Raw genomic sequence first — 16,851 nt, 5'->3', positions numbered from 1 at the left:
CCTGGGAAAATATCACGGTTTGCTGGCCCCTTGGCGTTATCGGTCAATGACTCCTATGTTGGTGGAAAGACACGGGAGGAATAATAATGGATGCACTAGCGAGAAAACTGGGCCTCAAGACGGATCCCATCATTTTTTTCACGTCCGCAGGGATCATGATCCTTTTTCTTGTGGTGCTACTGATTGCGCCGGGCCCCATCGGGGCAGCCTTTGGTGCCGGGCGGGAATGGATTGTTACCAATCTTGGCTGGTTTTTTATTTTAGGGGTGACGAGTTGGGTAGCGTTTCTGCTGTGGGTGGCGCTTAGCCGGTTCGGGGCGATCCGCTTGGGGGGCAATGATGCAAAACCTGCCTACAATAATATCTCCTGGTTCACCATGCTGTTCGCAGGCGGCATCGGAACGGTGCTGATGTTCTGGGGCGTGGCCGAACCCATTTCCCACTTTTCTAATCCACCCAGGCCGGATGTTGTGCCTTTCTCTGTGGAAGCCGCCGACGATGCCATGAGTTTTTCGATCTACCATCTGGGGCTACATACCTGGGCGATTTTCGCTATGCCCGGACTGGCTTTTGCTTACTTTATTTATCGCTATAATCTGCCGATGCGTTTTAGTTCAGTATTCTATCCGCTGTTAGGCGAGCGCATTTATGGCCCTCTCGGCAAATCTCTGGATGTCTTCGCCATACTTGGCACCCTGTTTGGCGTAGCGGTCTCTATTGGCCTGGGCACCCAACAGATCAATGCGGGGCTAACGGAGTTGTTTGGTATTCCAGATGCCGTTATCACCAAGGTGTTCATCATTGCCATGCTGACGGCTGTCGCTGTGGGATCGATTGTGGCGGGGCTGGATTCAGGCGTGAAACGGCTTTCTAATATCAATATCGCCATGGCCGTCGGCCTGTTGTTGTTTGTACTCTTTACCGGGTCGACCGTTTTCCTTTTGCGCGCTGTGGTCGAAACCTTTGGTCTCTACATAACGAACCTGCTGCCCATGGCTTTCTGGAATGACACGCTGGCAAGCTATTCCAGGGATGGCGGCGCCTGGGGGTGGCAGGGTAGCTGGACGGTATTCTATTGGGCCTGGACAGTGACGTGGTCGCCTTTCATCGGGATCTTTGTGGCGCGAATTTCACGCGGGCGCACAATCCGCGAATTCGTCCTTGGTGTGCTTTTTGCCCCCTCTATCTTCACACTGGTTTGGTTTGCAATTTTTGGTTGGTCGGCAATGGAGATCGACGGGATTGGGCCCGATGCTCGAGAAGCACTGGGAGAGCAGGCAGGTATCTTGTCTGCCGCCGTAGGTGAAAGCATCCCCCTCGCTATGTTCGCATTCTTCGAGAGCTTCCCGGCCGCTACGTTAATCCAGGGCTTGGCTGTTGTGATCGTTGCGATCTTCTTTGCCACGTCATCAGACTCTGCGTCCCTGGTTGTCGATATGCTGTGTACCGGCAGTGCGGATCCCGGACCATGGCATCAGCGTGTTTTCTGGGGTGTTTCGGAGGGTATGCTGGCAGCGATGCTGATTGTGCTTGCTGGCGAGGCCGGGCTTACTGCTTTGCAGGAGGTGATTACCGTTGTTGGCCTACCGATGTTCATTTTGGTGTTTGCAATGATGTTTGCGTTATACCGCGGCCTGTCCCAAGAAGATCTTAGCGAAGTGCAGGTGGGGCGCCCGCCCAGACGTGAGGAGTTAGCGCCGGATGAGTAGATGAACGCTTTCTAGTCTGCATACCTGAAAATCCTCACTGCTATGTTCGTTAGCGCACGGTAAATGTGCGCTTTAAGGCTCATCATTAAAGCAAGCGAGGCAAAGGATATGCCTAAACAAGGATGTTGCGCGATGCGCTGCAAGGGAGGCAGCGTCCCTCCCTGAAATAAATTGTTCGGTTATAACTCATTCTTCGCCCCGCTCTTTGTCCTTTGGCAGCAGGGGTAGCTCTAATGCTGTCTTTTTGCGAGTGGATTGCTACCCCCAGCTTAGAGCTAACCTGTACAAGGAGGTTATATGCCGACATCTTCAAATAGCCATGATCGTCTGACCAACTTGCAACAATTTGGGGCTGACCCCGGGTCGCTGCATGCGGACACCTATATACCGAAGAACTTCCCCAAGAATGGGCCGCTCGTCGTCGTGCTTCACGGCAGCACCCAGTCGGCGGAGGGTTATGACCGCGGGTCAGGTTGGTCGACTCTTGCCGATGAGAGCGGCATAGCACTGCTGTATCCAAAGCAAAGAAAAACCAATAACCCTATTAGCAGCTTCAACTGGTTCAAGTCTGGCGATAGCCGTCGAGGCGGCGGTGAACCACTCTCTATTCGTCATATGATCAAGCAGGTTGTTGATGATCACGCCATCGATTCCACGCGGGTGTTTGTCACCGGCATGTCTTCAGGTGGTGCCATGACATCGGTGATGCTGGCGACTTATCCAGAGGTGTTTGCAGGAGGTGCGATCATCGCTGGTCTTCCCTATCGTAGCGCGGACAACCTGATAGAGGCGATGGTTCGCATGAAGGGGTATGGCGGCCCATCGGACCACCGGCTTGACGCGCTTGTGCGTGGCGCTTCAACTTTCGACGGCCCTTGGCCAACAATTTCAGTCTGGCATGGGGGCAGCGACTCGACCGTTGATAACGCCAACGCCGATTCTATTGTTCGGCAGTGGCAGCAGATCCACAAAGTTGAAGGGCCACCGACACGGGTAGAGCAAGTGGCCGGTTTTCCCCGCCAGGTCTGGTGCAATGCGGATAGGCAGGAAGTGATCGAGGAGTACATCATCGAGGGGATGGGCCACGGAACGCCAATCATGGCCGGAGGCGACGAAGGCCTCGGAGAAGCAGATAAGTATATGCTGGAAGTCGGCATTTCGTCGACTCGGCATATAGCGCATTTTTGGGGGCTTACGGAGTAGGAGAGCGTTAGCCGGGTGTGCCTCGCCGCTACCGCTTTTTACCGCCGCCTCTAAACCCAAGCGCTATATCAGAACTATCACAAGAACAAACCCACCTCGTTAACTTTCCACGCTGAGAAGCTCGCTCAGTTGCTGCTGAGAAAGGCGTCTATCAGCCATGTAGTAGAGTATGTCACCATCTTTGAGTGGGCGGTTGTTGGCGGGATTGAGCATATTACCTTCGCCGTCGCCACTGCTATTGGCGAGCCCCAGTACGGTGGCGTTATAAACCTTTTTTGCTTGCATAAATAGATCGCCAAAGGTGGCGCCGGCAGGCGGTTGGCTTAACTTGGTTTGGTACTGGGTAGCGCCACGATCAACCGCGAGTAGTTCGTTAACGACTCGCGAAATTCCCGCATCAGAGGCTGAGCGTACCAGCATTTCCAACGCTAAGGCCTGGGTGCATTCGATGCCGGGCAAAGTGCGCCGTAACATCGCTGCGGTGTCGGGATTGGCGCAGTGGGCGACGATATGGGCGTTTTTTGCTTTAAGACTGTAGGCACTCAGCGCGACAGTGGCCACTCGATCATCGCTGGTGTCGTAAATGATGATGCGGCTGGCGCTTTCGACACCCGCTCGCTTGAGAAGCTCGGCATTGGAGAAACTTTCCCCTTTAATAAACTTCAAATCCGCAGGGCGTGGGTTGCTCATCTCCTTGGTAACGCAGAGCACGACTTCATCCGGCAGGCCCTTATCAGCTTTAAGAATGTCCAAAATGCGCTCGGTAGTTTCGCCGTGCCAGCCAATGACAAGGGTGTGACCGGACAAGTGGCTGAAATCGCCTTTACCTTGCATCTGCAATCTCCAAAAATTTGAAAGTGTGACGGTGGCTTTACCGATCAAGGCAGCGAACAGCGAAATGCCACCTGGAATGAGATAGATCGTAGCGATCCACTTCCCGGCCACGGTTGTCGGGCTGAAATCACCGAAACCTACGGTGCTAGAAACAACGACATAAAAATAAACCCAGTTGGTAGCGGAGTCGGCCAGCGATTCGCCGACCAGTGAGAAAAGCATCCAGGTGGTGCCCATATGGGCGAGCACAATAAGAAGCAGGAATGTCCACGAAATTTGTAGCGTAGAGGCTTTAAGAACGCGGAGCAGTCGCTGAATAACAGGCATGGTGGTCTCTTACGGTGATGGTGTGTCAGCCCAGTTTTCGGCATGGGAATTGAGTGATGATAAAAGAGTGACCCGGTTCCTTCGCTGTCGCTGGCCCTATCATCACCTTTAAAATAAAAATGAGCTGTTGAAGCGAAACAATACGCGCCTGCTAGCGTACTCGTAATAAACAAAAGGGCCGCTATTCGCGACCCTTTCATATTTGCTAACTGGATTTATTAAGCAAAGTGTTTGGCAATCCAGGAAAATGCGCTATCGGTTAGCGATTTTTTACCGTGGTGTTCTCGGTGCTGGCTCCATACCATGCCACCTGACACGACCACTAGGCTCATCAACATGCCAGCAAGGATAAGTTCATTCATGGCTTATCATCCTCATCTGAGGTTTTATCACGCTCAACGTAACCATAGCCGAAAGACCCTACAAAGATCAAGATTATACCTAGCCCCACACCGAGCCAAACGTTATCGGTATTCAGGCTGGGGTTAGTGACTACCCAGCCAGCAGTGAAGCAAGTAGCGACCACAATGACCCCAACGTTGCGAGTCGCCTCTAAAAACTGTTGACGAGTCGCTCGGGCGCCGATTCTACGGCGATGGGCCGAGGCCCTGCGTTCTTGTAAGCTTTTCGTTAGCCTGGCACGCAGGGCCTCTTGTGGGTCTTTACCGCCATGAGATTCTTTCAAGCCATCACCTGCCATTAATCCAGCAAAATCAACGTGAAAATAATGTGGTATTAAGATCCTGCCTTATTCACTTGGGTGCCGCGTATGCAGTCACCGTAGACCATGGTGTCGCCAGCCTTCTCTGCCAGTTGGCGACAGTCTGCGGTTCTTGATGAAGTGGGGCCTGAACTGCAGCCTGCAAGTATAAAGGTAACCTGGCAAAGGGCGATGAGTGCTTTCATTGATGACTCCTTGTCAGCAAATAATCCATTCGACATTTAACCTTATAGGCGTTGCATGTGTCGATGTAATGCGAGGGAACATCGTGCTTAACCTGAATGTCATAGCTGAAGTTTTATTTTTTAGGATAAGCATATGGATCGTGTATTTGCATGGGATCACCACCACAGTCAGATCGTTTACCGCATTCCCGGTCATCAGTATGAAGATGGCCGGGAAGATAGCGCTCTCTCTCCCGTATGGCTGCCCGCGGAGGAATCAGATTTACCCGAGGGGGTAATGGTTGAGGATCTGCGCAAAGTATCCGTTAAGGAGTAGCCGCGGCGTGTTCTGAACAGCTGCTTTGCGCGCTATTCAACGCTTTCAAACAGGGTGTTTTCAGGCGCACAAAATAGATTGTGTTTGGCTAGCGATCGGCTAATATGCGGATGTTAGTCCCACCATCCCTGGATATGCCGCCATGTTAAAAGGTTTGATCGTCTGTTTTGCGGTATTGTTTGCGCAATTGGCGGTACTGCATGTGATTGATGCTCGTATCTATAACTCTCCTCAAGATGCGCGTCAAACGGCTGTGACCTCCGTTACGCCACATAAAGATGAAAAAGAAGACGAAGAAGAGGTGCAAAGCTAAGCTGTGGTTACCCTCGATCCGGTTTTTGAAGCCGGTGAAGCTATAACCTAGCCTTGCTAGCAACCCTTTGGCGGCGCTGGGCGTCGCCAAAGGGGCGGTTTGAACGATCAGTAAGTAGAATTTTTTCATCATTTTGGTGTCTAAACGAAGTGCTTAACCAGCATAGACAACGCTTACAAAGCGGTTTCAACGTTGAATCACCATTGGTGAAGGGGTGTTCTCGAGACAGACAAAGGCTTGCGTCTGGAACTCGGTAACGGCATGCTTGTCAGTTGTTGGAAATACCATTAGGGAGCATGAACACATGGCTTACAACGATTTACGTACGGCACGTCCTCAGTCGAGTGGCGTTGCCAATAGTGTTAGCACTAACAAGGTATTGCGTAACACCTACGCGCTACTGGCAATGACGCTGCTGTTCTCAGCAGTCACCGCGGGTGCTGCTGTAGCCCTCGGCATCCAACAAATGAACATCTTCGTGTTCTTGGTTGGTGCCTACGGCTTAATGTTCCTGGTACATAAAACCGCAAATTCTGCGGCCGGCTTATTAGCAACGTTCGCCTTTACCGGCTTTATGGGGTTCACGCTTGGGCCGATTCTTTCTGCCTACCTGACCCTGCCTAATGGCGGTGCGTTGATTATGAACGCGTTGGCCATGACCGGTCTGACGTTTGTTGGTCTTTCCGCGGTAGCGCTTACCACCAAGAAAGACTTTAGCTTTTTGAGCAACTTCTTGATGGCGGGCGCCATCGTGTTGATTCTGGCCATGGTGGCTGGGTTCTTCTTTAACATCCCGGCGCTTTCATTGATGGTGTCAGCTGGCTTTGTGCTGTTTGCTTCAGCAGCCATTCTGTATCAAACCAGCGAGATCATTCATCGCGCAGGTGAAACGAACTACATTCTCGCTACGGTGACGCTCTACGTATCCATCTACAACCTTTTTGTTAGCCTGTTGTCGATTTTGGGTATTATGAGCAGCGATTGATCTAAGCAAGCGATAGACGATATGACAGGCCCTATTGCTAGGGCCTGTCTTTTTTTAGGGTAACCGTTACCAGGTATTATCATGATGCAGTACGGCTTATTGGTGATGGGGGCGCCGTATAGCAGCCCAGCACCGCACTCTGCATTGCGTTTTGCCCATGCCGTTCTAGCGCGAGGGCATCAGATTGCCGGTGTTTTTTTCTATCACGACGGCGTTCATAATGCATCATCGCTGATGGCTCCTCCCCAGGATGAACTCAACCTCAGAGAAGCCTGGATTGAACTGCATCAGCAGCATGCGATTCAGTTAGATGTCTGTATTGCCGCTGCGTTGCGACGAGGTTTGATGAGCGAATCGGAAGCACAGCGACATGGCAAGCAGGTCTTTAATGTAGCACCTCCTTTCGAGTTGACAGGGCTAGGGCAACTGCTTGAGCTACAGCAACGCGCTGATCGCCTGATTACCTTTGCTTAGAGGAGAGCCAATGGCGACACCTGATGCACTATTAGTGATAATTCGCCACGCGCCCCACAGCTCAAACTGGTTACGTGAAGGGTTAGATGCCGCACTGGTGGCGGCGGCCTTTGGACAACCCGTGCATTTGCTGTTTATGGGGCAGGGTATAATGGCACTGCTGAAAGAACAGGGCAGTGGTGCGCCGGGGCAAAAAGCCACGCTGCCCACCATTGATATGTTGGAAATGTATGATATTGACAAGCTTTGGGTGACCGAAGAAGCGCTGCAAGGGATGCATCTATCCGCCGATTCACTGGTAGAGGGCATCACCCTGATAGCGGATCAGGAAATACCAGGGCTGTTACAGCAGCACACCCAGATACTTAACTTTTAGGCCTAGTGAGAGAATTATGATCTTACACATCCTCACCAAAGCGCCTGATAGCATTGTCGCTACTCAAATGCAGCAAGCGATAGGGGGGCAGGATGCCGTGCTGCTGATCGAAGAAGCGGTAACAGCTGCCCTTGATCCCTCCTGGCAGGCATGGCAGCAGTGTCAGTCGCGCATATTCCTTCTATCGGAAGACCTTATAAGCCGCGGGCTTGCCAGCATTGCCACGGATAATGAGCTGCCCACACTAGAGATGGATGGCTTTGTGGCGCTCACCGAGCAGTATGAAAAGACAGTCACCTGGTACTAAGTATGTCAGAGACAAAAGTATACCGTTATCTTGATTCGCAAAAAAGATATCCGCTAGACCCAGAAGGGTATCTAGTTAACCAGTCAGAGTGGGACGAATCCGTTGCTCATTTAATGGCTGAAGAAGAGGGTTTAACGCTTACCGCTGAACACTGGGAAGTCATCGAAGTAGTGCGGGCATTTTATCAGCGTTACGAAATGGCTCCGGCGATGCGACCGCTTGTGAAAGCAACCAAAAACGCACTGGGTGAAGAGAAAGGGCGTTCCATTTACCTGATGCAGCTTTTCCCCGGCAGCCCGGCAAAGCGAATTGCCCGCTTGGCCGGTTTGCCGAAGCCTACCAACTGCCTATAACCCGTGTAAATGGCTCGCTGGTTCTCGAATAGCTTAGGCCACATCACCGCGCGTACAGACCGACAAGACAACGGCATCGTCTGGACTAGTGGATACCAGTGCATGGCCCATATCACTATCAAAATAGATGCTGTCGCCCTCAGCTAGCACTAATGGGGCGTAAAATTCGGTGTAGAGCATAATATCGCCATGCAGCACCATCAAAAACTCTTCGCCATCATGGCGTACCCACTGGTGATACTCGTCAAAGCTGCGTGCACGTACGATGGTTTTGAAGGGAATCATACGTTTTTGGGCGAGTTGATGGCCCAATAATTCGTGCTCGTACGTGGGCGTGGGGTGCAGTTGCCCTTTGCCTTTACGAGTTAGATCGCGCCGCCCCATGGTATAACGTTCCCGCTTGGGGGGCGTGAGCAATTGAGGCAAGTCGATGTTGAGCCCGGTAGTGAGTTTTTGCACCACGCTAAAGGTGGGGGAGACTTGATCGTTCTCAATTTTAGACAGCGTTGAGCGGGCCAGCCCAGTGCGCTGGCTAACCTCTTCCAACGTCCACTGATTAGCGAGACGAATTTGTTTGAGCCGCTCGCCTAAACGCAACGGCTCAACAAAGGGTTTGCTTCCCGATGCAATACGCAGCGCGGCATGCTCTTCAGTCGTAGCGGTCATAGGTCGTCACATTGGCTGCGTTGTCTAACGGTGCGTGTCTATAGGCGCGCGTAAACGAACATCATATCACAGCAAAGAAGCGGCTAAGAACGGCTGGCAGAAGCAAGAGCGCTGACGCTTGCTTAGGGCACTTCAGCAAACGGCAGCCCCAACAGCGCTTTTAGATGTGCCTCAACGCCACTTGCCAGCGACTTCGGGTTATAGCCGCCTTCAAGCACCGATACAATGCGATTATCGGCATACAGGGTGGCGATCTCCATGGCTAGATGGGTAATCCAGTAGAAGTCTTCATCCTCTAAACAGATATCCCCCATGGGGTCATCACGGTGAGCGTCGAAACCCGCGGAGAGCATCACCAAGTCAGGTTTAAAGGCGTGCAGGGCAGGTAGCCAGTGGTTTTCGATGATGCGCCGGAACTCTGGGCCATCGGTGCCCACTTCAAGCGGGGTATTCACAACGTTTTGCCACTCGCTGCGCAAATAACGCCAGGGGTAAAACGGATACTGGAAGCTGGTGCAGATCAGTATCTCAGGATCATTTTTAAAGATATCGATGGTGCCATTGCACTGGTGAACATCAAAATCCAGTATAGCGATACGCTTGGCACCATATTTGGCTCGCGCATGGGCCGCCCCCACGGCGATATTATTGTAAAAACAGAATCCCATCGCATCGCTGGCTTCCGCATGGTGGCCTGGTGGTCTAACCGCACAAAAAACGTTATCCGCCTGACGCTTAAATACCTGATCTACCCCACGAATAACCGCTCCCGCTGCAACCCGTGCGGCTTGTAAGCTGTCAGGATTCATCATGGTATCGCTATCTAGCGTAACGATGCCTTCGGTGGGCAAGCACTTCTCTAGGGAGCGCAAATGGCGCAAGGGGTGTACTCTGGCAAGAGACTCCTCGCAGGCTGCCTTGGCATCGGCCTGCATGGTTTGCTGTAATAACCCAACAAGCGATAGGCGAGCGCGAATAGCCTCCAGACGCTGAGGGCTTTCAGGATGCTCCGGCCCCATGTGGTGCAATGAGCAGTCTGGGTGGGTAAGGTAGGCGGTAATCATTCCAACGCTCCATTATCATTGATGCCACCTTAATCGCCTTCAGGGTCTGGGCGACAGTGTCAATAAGTCGTACAGCCGCGATTCATGTCAGGGGAGACGCATTTTGAGTACGCGCTTTTTACACCATTTTTTCGAACCTCGCACACTAGCGGTGTTTGGCGCCTCTGAAAAACCCGCGTCGTTGGGCGGTCTAGTGCTGAGAAATATTCAGGAGGGTGGCTTCAAAGGGCCGCTCTGGGCAGTCAATCTAAAAGGCTACTCTCAAGTCTTCGGTGTGCCGTGCGTCAGCCGCGTAAGCGAGCTACCCGAAGTGCCCGACTTAGCCGTGGTCTGCTCGCCGATTGAAGGTGTGCCTAGCCTGATTAAAAAGCTTGGGCAATACGGTGTCAAAGCGGCCCTGGTGCTCTCTGGCGGGGCTTACCTGGATCGAGATAAAGGCAATCAGGGTTCCATTCGCGAACGAATGTTGAGTGCGGCACGCGTCTCGGGTATTCGTGTACTCGGCCCCGAGTGCATGGGGCTAATTGTACCGGGCAAAAAGCTTAACGCCTCTTACGCCAGTCAGCCGGTGAAAGCGGGCCGCGTCGCTTACCTGGGCCAGTCCGGCATGCTGGCCAATGCGATGATTGATTGGGCCGCCGGGCGTGATGTGGGCTTTTCGCACTTGATAACCGTTGGCGACAGTGTCGATGTGCTATTGCCAGACCTGATCGATTACGTTAATCAATTCTCGCCCGCTCAGGCCATTATGCTGCACCTTGAGCGAATCAGCGACGCCCAGCACTTTATGACCGCCGTGCGTGATGCATCACGTAATCGTCTGGTACTGGCAATAAAAAGCGGCCGCACCCCAGAATCGGATATATCCGGCATGTCACCCACGCCTGGGATTGCTAACCGTGACGTGGTGTTTGATGCCGCTTTTGCTCGGGCAGGGGTGGTGCGGGTAAATGATTCCGATGAGCTGCTTGATGCGCTGGAAACCCTGTCGCGCATGAAACCCCTGAAGGGCGATCGTCTGGCCATTGTCTCTAACGGTTTAGGGCCCGCCATGCTGGCGATCGATAAGCTGATTAGCGCGGGCGGTAAATTGGCTGAATTTAGCGACGAAACCCAGGCAGCGCTGCACCGTAGCGAGGTCGATATGAGCAAGCCGGGCGAGAACCCGGTGGATCTGGGCGGCAACGCCTCGCCCGAGCGGTTTGTCCAAGCGCTGGAGATTGTCGCTGCTGACGCCAACGTGGATGCTGTACTGGTGGTGCACGCACCCACCCGGATGGCGCCATCGCTGGTGACTGCCCAGGCGCTGATCGATAACCGCAAGAAATTTCGCCGCAACCTGCTCACCAGCTGGATGGGCTTAAAAGAGGCGCTTAATGCGCGCCATATCTGTAATTTAGCCGGGATTCCAACCTATATTTCACCCGAAAAGGCCGTTAAGGCGTTTATGCATATGGTGATTTATCAGCGCGTTCAAGCGCTGCTGCAAGAGATCCCCCCCAGCCTGCCATTTTCCACCAGTCCAGAAATACGCGCCCAGTGCCGTACACTGATTAAGCAGGCAAAAGAGCAGGGCAGGCAAACCTTGACCCACTCTGAAACCGCCCAAGTGCTCGAGGCCTATGGTATCCCCACGGCACCCAGCGTGTATTTGGCCAACCCCGATGAGGCGCTTGCTCGCGCTGCAGAGATACCTGGCACCAAAGCGCTGAAAGTGGTTCATGAAGGCAACTGTCGCCCTTATCGCTACCGCAAGCACCCGCATAAAATTTCAGCAGGCTTGCTACAGGATTTGGATACGCCCGAACAGGTAGCGGAAGGCGTTCGCCAGCTAGGTGAAAAAGTCGCTGAAAAATTTCCCGAGTATGCGATCCGCGAGTACTGTTTACAGCCCATGCAGCGTGGCAAGCACTCGATGCAGATTTGCGCGGGCATTACCCGTGATCCGGTGTTCGGCCCACTTATCGTCTTTGGCATCGGTGGTTATAAGGTCAACGTGCTGGCTGACCGCCAGGTCGCGCTGCCGCCGCTCAATATGAGCCTGGCTGCCGATGTGGTAGGGAGAACCCACGCCGCCTCATTAATTCGTGAACACTCCGCCGACCCAGAGCGTGACATTCAGCATTTATGCCAAATGCTGGTCAAACTATCGCAAATGGCCTCCGATCTAAGCGATCTACGGGGTCTGGAAGTAAATCCTCTGCTGCTGAATCGTGACGGTATGGTCGCCGTCGATTTCGCCTTGGATCTTGGTTCGCCATCGCGCTTTGCGATCATGCCGTACCCTGAAGAGCTGCGTGAATGGGTGACGCTGAAAAACGGCTGGCAGGTCGAGGTAAGGCCTATTCGTGCCGAAGATGCCCATTTGATTACCACCTTCCATCGCCAGCTCTCAGAAGAGAGCATCCGTTTCCGCTATTTCCATAATAAGTCCAATTTAACCCAGCGCGACCTGTCGATCCTGTCGCATATCAATTACGACCGTCAGATGGCGTTTATCGCGGAATATTTAGGCGATGAGGGCAGCAAAGAGATGCTTGGGGTGGTGCGGGTATGGAATGACCCGGACAATATTCGTACCGAGTTCTCGGTCATTATTCGTGATGACCTTCAAGGGCTGGGCATTGGCAGCCTGCTAATGAAGAAGATGATCGATTACTGCACGAACATCGGCACTCTGGAAATGGTCGGCAAAATTATGGTCGATAACCATCCAATGCGGGCGCTGATGAAGCACTTAGGCTTTAAATGCCGCTATAACATGGAAGAGCAGGTGATTGATGCGGTGTTACGCCTCAACGAACCCGAAAGTGAATGGCAGCGGCACCGCCTTGAGAGCCTACCAGATTAGGCATTTGAAAAGCTTTAAAAACGATAAGACCTGCGTATAAAACGCAGGCCTAAATTGTGAACTTGTTGCTGACGTTATGGCGCCATGCGGAAACGGCCCCATTCACCGCCGTCACGACGCTCAAAGCGTAGGCGGTCATGGAGGCGGCTAGGCTGACCCTGCCAAAACTCGATCATTTCCGGCGTAACACGATACCCACCCCAGTGGATCGGGCGGGGAATATCCTGGCCATCATAGGCTTGCTCAAAGCGCTTTTGGCGCTCTTCGATCCAGTTACGGTCGGGAATCACCACACTTTGAGTCGCAATCCATGCGCCCAATTGGCTACCCCGTGGTCGGCTGGCAAAGTACTCATCAGACTCATCGGCTGAAACCTGCTCAACGGGGCCTTCTATACGTACCTGCCGTGAAAGCGAAGGCCACCAGAAGGTCATGGCCGCGAAGGGCACATTGCTCAGTTCGCTCCCCTTATGACTATGGTAATTGGTGTAAAAAACCATGCCGCGCTCATCAAATCCCTTTAACAGCACCACCCGCGCGTGAGGGCGGCCTTGGCTATCTACGGTGGCTAGTGTCATGGCGTTGCCATCTTTGCCCTCTTTTTCCAGGGCAAGGCTAAACCACTCATCGAATAGCACGAATGGATCGTCGGGTGTCTGGGACTCATCAAGCCTGCCGCCTTCATAATCACGCCTGATATCGGCTATGTTACGTGTCATCGAATACTTCTCCCTGGAGTTTCATCCATGTTCGCCGGTCTGTCTTTAAAGCTCAAGTGACCGACATCAATGGATGTTTAATGCGTTGACTCACTGCTTATATTTTCGGCGGTGTTGCGACTAATCGTTACGACTGACGATTGCGGCTAACTGTCTCGCATTCTATGAGAAAGGCTCAATTAATGCGAAGCTATCTCACCACTGGGGGCTCATCACTGCTGAGAGAGGACATGTTATGCGCGACAAGGTAGCGATTGAGGTATGGGATGGCTGGCTTCGCCTGTTTCACTGGGGGTTAGTGGCGGCGGTGTTGATTTCATTTTATACCACCAAGACTAGCGGAGCGCCTTTCCTATTTCCAATTGAAGTGCATGCCCAGGCGGGCTACCTGATAATCGGTCTACTCGTTTTCCGATGGCTGTGGGGTGCCTTGGGCAGCGTGTATGCGAGATTTAAAACGTTTTTATATCCACCCGCGAAAACAGTCGCCTACGCCAAGTCATTTTTTAAGCGCCAACCCAGCGCTTATGCCAGCCATAACCCACTAGGCGGCTGGATGGTGCTGTTAATGCTTCTTTCGCTTAGTTTTCAAGCCGTGAGCGGGCTGTTTTTAAGTGACGATATCTTTTTTCAGGCGCCGCTCTATGGCGTATTTGGCGAAGCAGTAGGCAACCAGTTGAGAACACTGCATCAGCTCAACAGTGATTTGCTCATCATTCTAATTGGGCTGCACCTGGCTGGCTTGATCGCACATCGGCTGCTAGGTGAACCGCTAGTAGCAGCAATGCTGGTAGGTACCAAGCGCTTTCGCCAGCAGCCTGTCGATGCGCGTAAGGAGCGACTGCAGGCTGCCACGCTGCGCTTACGTGCGCTGAGTGCGCTATTGATTGCAGCGGGCACCGTACTATGGCTCTGGTTTTAAAGCGGTGTTTATTGATTCAGCTGTCGACTGCGAAAGCGCGCATAGCCCATACAGCCGGTAAATAGCACCAGTGCGACAACCGCCTCGACCACTCCACGCAAGCCCTGCCCAGGCAAAGTGACCAACATCACACCTTGCGTGAAGTAGAGCAGGCTAACAAAGGCGAGCCAGGCGTGGCCTCGAGCACGTTTACCAATGATGGAGGGTAAAAACAGTACCAGGGGCAGCACAAACGCAACCACCGGCCGCCAGTTAAAATCGTCGTCTTGGAGTAAAAAGCCACGGTAAATAACCAGTACCAGCAGAAGAGCAAAGCTGGCTAATACCACCTGTCGGCTTCGAAGGGTCAGTTTATCAAGCCCATGGCGTGCTTCTACATCCTCCAGCCACTGCCTCATAATGCCTCCTGACGCATGGCGTGCAGCGCTAGAGCGAGTCGTGCCAGTCGTTTGCCCTGGGCAACACACAGCGCGCGTTCGTGCTCATCAACAGAGCGGTTACTGCGCGTTCCTGCTAAGTGGCTTGCACCATAGGGCGTGCCACCAGTACGCGTTTCCAGCAAGGTGGTTTCACTATAAGGAACCCCTGCGTAGACCATGCCATGATGCAGTAGCGGCACCAGCATAGTGAGCAGGGTGCTCTCTTGCCCACCGTGGAGGCTGGAGGTCGAAGTGAAGGCACTGGCGGGTTTGTCGATCAAGGCACCGTTCATCCACAGGCTGCTGGTGGAGTCGATAAAATACTTAAGCGGAGCGGCCATGTTGCCAAACCGGGTGGGGCTACCCAGTGCTAACCCGCTGCAGTTGCGCAGGTCGTCTAGCTCAACATAAACAGCGCCCTCTGCAGGAATTTCTGGCTCAATGGCTTCACAGGTCGTTGAAACCGGCGCCACTGTGCGTAAACGCGCTTGAATACCCGGCACGCTTTCTACACCAGCCGCAACCTGCTGCGCCATGGTGGCGGTCGCGCCAGAGCGCGAGTAGTACAGAACCAAAACGTACGGTGTCATTTCACTCATCACTATTCCTGAATGGGTTCATAAAAGCTGTCCTGGCAATAGGGCTTTGCATGAGGGTTTTGCAAAATAGGGCACAGCATGGTGTCTATGGTATCAGAGCGAACGGGAAGTCCGCGTGCTGTACAAACGTATTTTGTTGCTCAGGTAAACGCAGGTAGACCCAGGCCCGGGTACCATCGTCGAGGGTTATTGTCCTGCGCTCGTAACGAATCCCCAGTCGTTCGTAGCGATCAAGACGAGACAGCTCGTCGGCATCCACTCGTAACAGTAGGCCCTTAACGTTGCTCCCCGGCTGGGGTGAAAGGTCGAGACCGTTGCGTTGGTACCCCGCTAGCACCGCATCTTTAGGGGCACCGAAACTTCCCATGACCACTAAGCGAACGGGGGCATAGCGTAGCGTGCCATACACAAAGACCTGATGGGTTCGCTGTTCGATAGTAGGAAGATCGTCAGGTCGGTCATAAAACCACGGGCTCAGCATGGTTAACCAGAGCCACCCGGCTAAGCTAAGGAGCCCCACACCGCTTAAAATCAAAAGGCGTTTTAGCCAAACCATTTTAATCACACCAGGGCGCCTCGCAATGTAGGATGAGAATATGAATGGGGCGATAAAAAAAACGGACGTTTAGCTTGTCGCTACAGGCAGAGGATGACAAGTTCTATGTTATCGACTGTATGAATCTGCTTAAGCAAACTACCCAGGTTTGCTAGGCTATGTTGGTAAAGCCTGCATGTAAAATAGGTGCTCATTAGAACCTGCCGTAGGAGCCTGCAATGAATCAGCCGCTTCGTGATGATCTGGATTTTCGTGCTCTCGTAGGTGATGTGAAACCTTTGCCACCGAGAAATCGTGCTGACCCAGGCGCTAATCGCAAAAGCCCCTCAGAATCCCAGTTGGCTCGGCGGGAGTGGGCAGAGGAAGAGATGGGGGCACGCAACTTTCTGTCCGACGACTTTGTCGATCTGCTGCCCCCCTTTGATCCCATGGAGTATCGCCGCGAGGGCATTCAGCAGGGTGTAGTCGATAAATTAAAGCACGGGGGCTATAGCGTTCAGTCGCAGCTCCACTTGCTTCGGCGCCCATTAACAGAGTGTCGCCGTATGCTGTTTCCCTTTATTCAAGAAGCCTACGCCCACGATTTACGCTCCGTTATGATCGTGCATGGCCGCGGGCGAGAGATTGATAGCCCCGCCAACGTACTGCGTTCATACTTGGCCAAGTGGCTATGCCAGTTTGAGGAAGTGCAGGCGTACGTCTCCGCACAGCCTTCGGAAGGTGGGTTGGGCGCGACCTGGGTAATGCTACGTAAAAGCGATCGCGCCAAAGCCAATAACCGTGAGCGCCAGCAGAAGCGGCGGGGGTGACGGTTTAATAATAGAGCCAGTCACAAATAAAAAGGGCAGCCGAATGAACTGACCCCATAAACTTGGACAGTGAAAAACTAAGCAGCCAAGGCCTGATTTCGGTACTGCACCGGACTCAGGCCTTTTAATTTGGTCTTAATCCG

Annotated in this window: 23 protein-coding genes; 12 read left to right on the top strand and 11 right to left on the bottom strand. The window is 53.0% G+C overall.

The features are described from left to right. Positions 1-86 precede the first annotated feature (86 nt). Entirely contained in the window at positions 87-1,709 is a 1,623-nt protein-coding gene (locus tag RO22_RS22845) for a BCCT family transporter (RefSeq protein WP_041159481.1), read from the top strand. A gap of 297 nt (positions 1,710-2,006) precedes the next feature. Further along, positions 2,007-2,912: an alpha/beta hydrolase family esterase gene (locus tag RO22_RS22840; RefSeq protein ID WP_041159480.1), complete on the top strand. Its 906-nt coding sequence runs from the start codon at positions 2,007-2,009 to the stop codon at positions 2,910-2,912. A 99-nt stretch (positions 2,913-3,011) separates the two neighbouring features. Here RO22_RS22840 and RO22_RS22835 read toward each other — a convergent pair whose 3' ends face one another. The 4 genes from RO22_RS22835 to RO22_RS24725 all read right to left on the bottom strand — a co-directional run bounded on the left by RO22_RS22835 (position 3,012) and on the right by RO22_RS24725 (position 4,979). Further along, positions 3,012-4,073 carry an ion channel gene (locus RO22_RS22835; protein ID WP_041159479.1) on the bottom strand — a complete coding sequence of 354 codons (1,062 nt, stop codon included), beginning with the start codon at positions 4,071-4,073 and terminating at the stop codon, positions 3,012-3,014. A 218-nt stretch (positions 4,074-4,291) separates the two neighbouring features. Continuing rightward, positions 4,292-4,435, bottom strand: coding sequence for a hypothetical protein (locus tag RO22_RS24755; RefSeq protein ID WP_155705851.1), 144 nt, complete (start codon positions 4,433-4,435; stop codon positions 4,292-4,294). Beyond that, positions 4,432-4,758, bottom strand: a complete 327-nt coding sequence (locus RO22_RS22830; protein ID WP_152618933.1) for a hypothetical protein — start codon at positions 4,756-4,758, stop codon at positions 4,432-4,434. The genes RO22_RS24755 and RO22_RS22830 overlap by 4 nt, the downstream gene beginning before the upstream one ends. Before the next feature lie 50 nt (positions 4,759-4,808). Beyond that, positions 4,809-4,979 carry a hypothetical protein gene (locus RO22_RS24725; protein WP_161793664.1) on the bottom strand — a complete coding sequence of 57 codons (171 nt, stop codon included), beginning with the start codon at positions 4,977-4,979 and terminating at the stop codon, positions 4,809-4,811. Positions 4,980-5,112: 133 nt separating this feature from the next. On the opposite strand from RO22_RS24725, the gene RO22_RS22825 reads away from it, so the two are divergent. The 7 genes from RO22_RS22825 (at position 5,113) to RO22_RS22800 (ending at position 8,103) form a co-directional block, all read left to right on the top strand. Next, the gene (locus tag RO22_RS22825; RefSeq protein WP_027959445.1) at positions 5,113-5,295 is read left to right on the top strand and encodes a hypothetical protein; all 183 of its coding nucleotides are present in this window, start codon (positions 5,113-5,115) and stop codon (positions 5,293-5,295) included. Positions 5,296-5,437: 142 nt separating this feature from the next. Beyond that, a complete protein-coding gene (locus RO22_RS24805; protein ID WP_022523446.1) occupies positions 5,438-5,608 on the top strand; it encodes a hypothetical protein in 171 nt (56 codons plus the stop codon). A gap of 304 nt (positions 5,609-5,912) precedes the next feature. After that, complete coding sequence (locus RO22_RS22820; protein WP_022523447.1) at positions 5,913-6,593, top strand: Bax inhibitor-1/YccA family protein; 681 nt, start codon at positions 5,913-5,915, stop codon at positions 6,591-6,593. A gap of 84 nt (positions 6,594-6,677) precedes the next feature. Continuing rightward, complete coding sequence (gene tusD, locus RO22_RS22815) at positions 6,678-7,067, top strand: sulfurtransferase complex subunit TusD (protein WP_041159506.1); 390 nt, start codon at positions 6,678-6,680, stop codon at positions 7,065-7,067. Between the two features lie 10 nt (positions 7,068-7,077). Beyond that, a complete protein-coding gene (gene tusC / locus RO22_RS22810; protein ID WP_041159477.1) occupies positions 7,078-7,443 on the top strand; it encodes a sulfurtransferase complex subunit TusC in 366 nt (121 codons plus the stop codon). A gap of 16 nt (positions 7,444-7,459) precedes the next feature. Continuing rightward, on the top strand, positions 7,460-7,750 hold the full coding sequence (tusB, locus tag RO22_RS22805) for a sulfurtransferase complex subunit TusB (protein ID WP_041159476.1): 291 nt from the start codon (positions 7,460-7,462) through the stop codon (positions 7,748-7,750). 2 nt (positions 7,751-7,752) lie between these two features. Beyond that, positions 7,753-8,103 (top strand): TusE/DsrC/DsvC family sulfur relay protein, encoded by a 351-nt coding sequence (locus RO22_RS22800; RefSeq protein ID WP_041159475.1) that lies wholly within the window; start codon positions 7,753-7,755, stop codon positions 8,101-8,103. 33 nt (positions 8,104-8,136) lie between these two features. On the opposite strand, the gene RO22_RS22795 is transcribed toward RO22_RS22800, so the two are convergent. Both RO22_RS22795 and RO22_RS22790 read right to left on the bottom strand, forming a co-directional pair. Further along, the gene (locus RO22_RS22795) at positions 8,137-8,769 is read right to left on the bottom strand and encodes a helix-turn-helix domain-containing protein (RefSeq protein WP_009287864.1); all 633 of its coding nucleotides are present in this window, start codon (positions 8,767-8,769) and stop codon (positions 8,137-8,139) included. A gap of 122 nt (positions 8,770-8,891) precedes the next feature. After that, positions 8,892-9,833, bottom strand: coding sequence for a histone deacetylase family protein (locus RO22_RS22790; protein WP_009287865.1), 942 nt, complete (start codon positions 9,831-9,833; stop codon positions 8,892-8,894). 103 nt (positions 9,834-9,936) lie between these two features. On the opposite strand from RO22_RS22790, the gene RO22_RS22785 reads away from it, so the two are divergent. Beyond that, on the top strand, positions 9,937-12,684 hold the full coding sequence (locus tag RO22_RS22785; protein ID WP_022523453.1) for a bifunctional acetate--CoA ligase family protein/GNAT family N-acetyltransferase: 2,748 nt from the start codon (positions 9,937-9,939) through the stop codon (positions 12,682-12,684). A gap of 74 nt (positions 12,685-12,758) precedes the next feature. On the opposite strand, the gene pdxH is transcribed toward RO22_RS22785, so the two are convergent. Continuing rightward, positions 12,759-13,403: a pyridoxamine 5'-phosphate oxidase gene (pdxH, locus tag RO22_RS22780; protein WP_009287866.1), complete on the bottom strand. Its 645-nt coding sequence runs from the start codon at positions 13,401-13,403 to the stop codon at positions 12,759-12,761. A 235-nt stretch (positions 13,404-13,638) separates the two neighbouring features. Here pdxH and RO22_RS22775 point away from each other — a divergent pair, with 235 nt between their 5' ends. Beyond that, the gene (locus tag RO22_RS22775; RefSeq protein ID WP_041159474.1) at positions 13,639-14,325 is read left to right on the top strand and encodes a cytochrome b/b6 domain-containing protein; all 687 of its coding nucleotides are present in this window, start codon (positions 13,639-13,641) and stop codon (positions 14,323-14,325) included. Positions 14,326-14,333: 8 nt separating this feature from the next. Here RO22_RS22775 and RO22_RS22770 read toward each other — a convergent pair whose 3' ends face one another. The 3 genes from RO22_RS22770 to RO22_RS22760 form a co-directional block, all read right to left on the bottom strand. Further along, positions 14,334-14,723 carry a DUF2069 domain-containing protein gene (locus RO22_RS22770; protein WP_041159473.1) on the bottom strand — a complete coding sequence of 130 codons (390 nt, stop codon included), beginning with the start codon at positions 14,721-14,723 and terminating at the stop codon, positions 14,334-14,336. Beyond that, positions 14,720-15,343, bottom strand: a complete 624-nt coding sequence (gene wrbA, locus RO22_RS22765) for an NAD(P)H:quinone oxidoreductase (RefSeq protein WP_041159472.1) — start codon at positions 15,341-15,343, stop codon at positions 14,720-14,722. The genes RO22_RS22770 and wrbA overlap by 4 nt, the downstream gene beginning before the upstream one ends. 85 nt (positions 15,344-15,428) lie before the next feature. Then, positions 15,429-15,899 (bottom strand): gamma-glutamylcyclotransferase family protein, encoded by a 471-nt coding sequence (locus tag RO22_RS22760; protein WP_041159505.1) that lies wholly within the window; start codon positions 15,897-15,899, stop codon positions 15,429-15,431. Positions 15,900-16,117: 218 nt separating this feature from the next. On the opposite strand from RO22_RS22760, the gene smrA reads away from it, so the two are divergent. After that, positions 16,118-16,708: a DNA endonuclease SmrA gene (gene smrA, locus RO22_RS22755; protein ID WP_027959436.1), complete on the top strand. Its 591-nt coding sequence runs from the start codon at positions 16,118-16,120 to the stop codon at positions 16,706-16,708. Between the two features lie 77 nt (positions 16,709-16,785). On the opposite strand, the gene RO22_RS25410 is transcribed toward smrA, so the two are convergent. Continuing rightward, on the bottom strand, positions 16,786-16,851 hold a 66-nt coding region (locus RO22_RS25410; RefSeq protein ID WP_411906771.1), incomplete at its 5' end, for an IS3 family transposase.

The organism is Halomonas sp. KHS3, from assembly GCF_000830495.1.
Lineage (GTDB): Bacteria > Pseudomonadota > Gammaproteobacteria > Pseudomonadales > Halomonadaceae > Vreelandella > Vreelandella titanicae.
This window is presented reverse-complemented; position numbering and strand designations above follow the sequence as displayed.

Excerpts from the sequence above, each read along its gene's own strand:
- RO22_RS22835 (WP_041159479.1), bottom strand. The coding sequence starts at position 4,073 with ATGCCTGTTATTCAGCGACTGCTCCGCGTTCTTAAAGCCTCTACGCTA.
- RO22_RS22790 (WP_009287865.1), bottom strand. The coding sequence starts at position 9,833 with ATGATTACCGCCTACCTTACCCACCCAGACTGCTCATTGCACCACATG.
- RO22_RS22795 (WP_009287864.1), bottom strand. The coding sequence starts at position 8,769 with ATGACCGCTACGACTGAAGAGCATGCCGCGCTGCGTATTGCATCGGGA.
- wrbA (WP_041159472.1), bottom strand. The coding sequence starts at position 15,343 with ATGAGTGAAATGACACCGTACGTTTTGGTTCTGTACTACTCGCGCTCT.
- RO22_RS22820 (WP_022523447.1), top strand. The coding sequence starts at position 5,913 with ATGGCTTACAACGATTTACGTACGGCACGTCCTCAGTCGAGTGGCGTT.
- RO22_RS22840 (WP_041159480.1), top strand. The coding sequence starts at position 2,007 with ATGCCGACATCTTCAAATAGCCATGATCGTCTGACCAACTTGCAACAA.
- RO22_RS24725 (WP_161793664.1), bottom strand. The coding sequence starts at position 4,979 with ATGAAAGCACTCATCGCCCTTTGCCAGGTTACCTTTATACTTGCAGGC.
- RO22_RS22845 (WP_041159481.1), top strand. The coding sequence starts at position 87 with ATGGATGCACTAGCGAGAAAACTGGGCCTCAAGACGGATCCCATCATT.
- RO22_RS24755 (WP_155705851.1), bottom strand. The coding sequence starts at position 4,435 with ATGAATGAACTTATCCTTGCTGGCATGTTGATGAGCCTAGTGGTCGTG.
- RO22_RS22770 (WP_041159473.1), bottom strand. The coding sequence starts at position 14,723 with ATGAGGCAGTGGCTGGAGGATGTAGAAGCACGCCATGGGCTTGATAAA.
- tusB (WP_041159476.1), top strand. The coding sequence starts at position 7,460 with ATGATCTTACACATCCTCACCAAAGCGCCTGATAGCATTGTCGCTACT.
- RO22_RS22800 (WP_041159475.1), top strand. The coding sequence starts at position 7,753 with ATGTCAGAGACAAAAGTATACCGTTATCTTGATTCGCAAAAAAGATAT.
- RO22_RS24805 (WP_022523446.1), top strand. The coding sequence starts at position 5,438 with ATGTTAAAAGGTTTGATCGTCTGTTTTGCGGTATTGTTTGCGCAATTG.
- RO22_RS22825 (WP_027959445.1), top strand. The coding sequence starts at position 5,113 with ATGGATCGTGTATTTGCATGGGATCACCACCACAGTCAGATCGTTTAC.
- smrA (WP_027959436.1), top strand. The coding sequence starts at position 16,118 with ATGAATCAGCCGCTTCGTGATGATCTGGATTTTCGTGCTCTCGTAGGT.
- RO22_RS22775 (WP_041159474.1), top strand. The coding sequence starts at position 13,639 with ATGCGCGACAAGGTAGCGATTGAGGTATGGGATGGCTGGCTTCGCCTG.
- pdxH (WP_009287866.1), bottom strand. The coding sequence starts at position 13,403 with ATGACACGTAACATAGCCGATATCAGGCGTGATTATGAAGGCGGCAGG.
- RO22_RS22760 (WP_041159505.1), bottom strand. The coding sequence starts at position 15,899 with ATGGTTTGGCTAAAACGCCTTTTGATTTTAAGCGGTGTGGGGCTCCTT.
- tusD (WP_041159506.1), top strand. The coding sequence starts at position 6,678 with ATGCAGTACGGCTTATTGGTGATGGGGGCGCCGTATAGCAGCCCAGCA.
- tusC (WP_041159477.1), top strand. The coding sequence starts at position 7,078 with ATGGCGACACCTGATGCACTATTAGTGATAATTCGCCACGCGCCCCAC.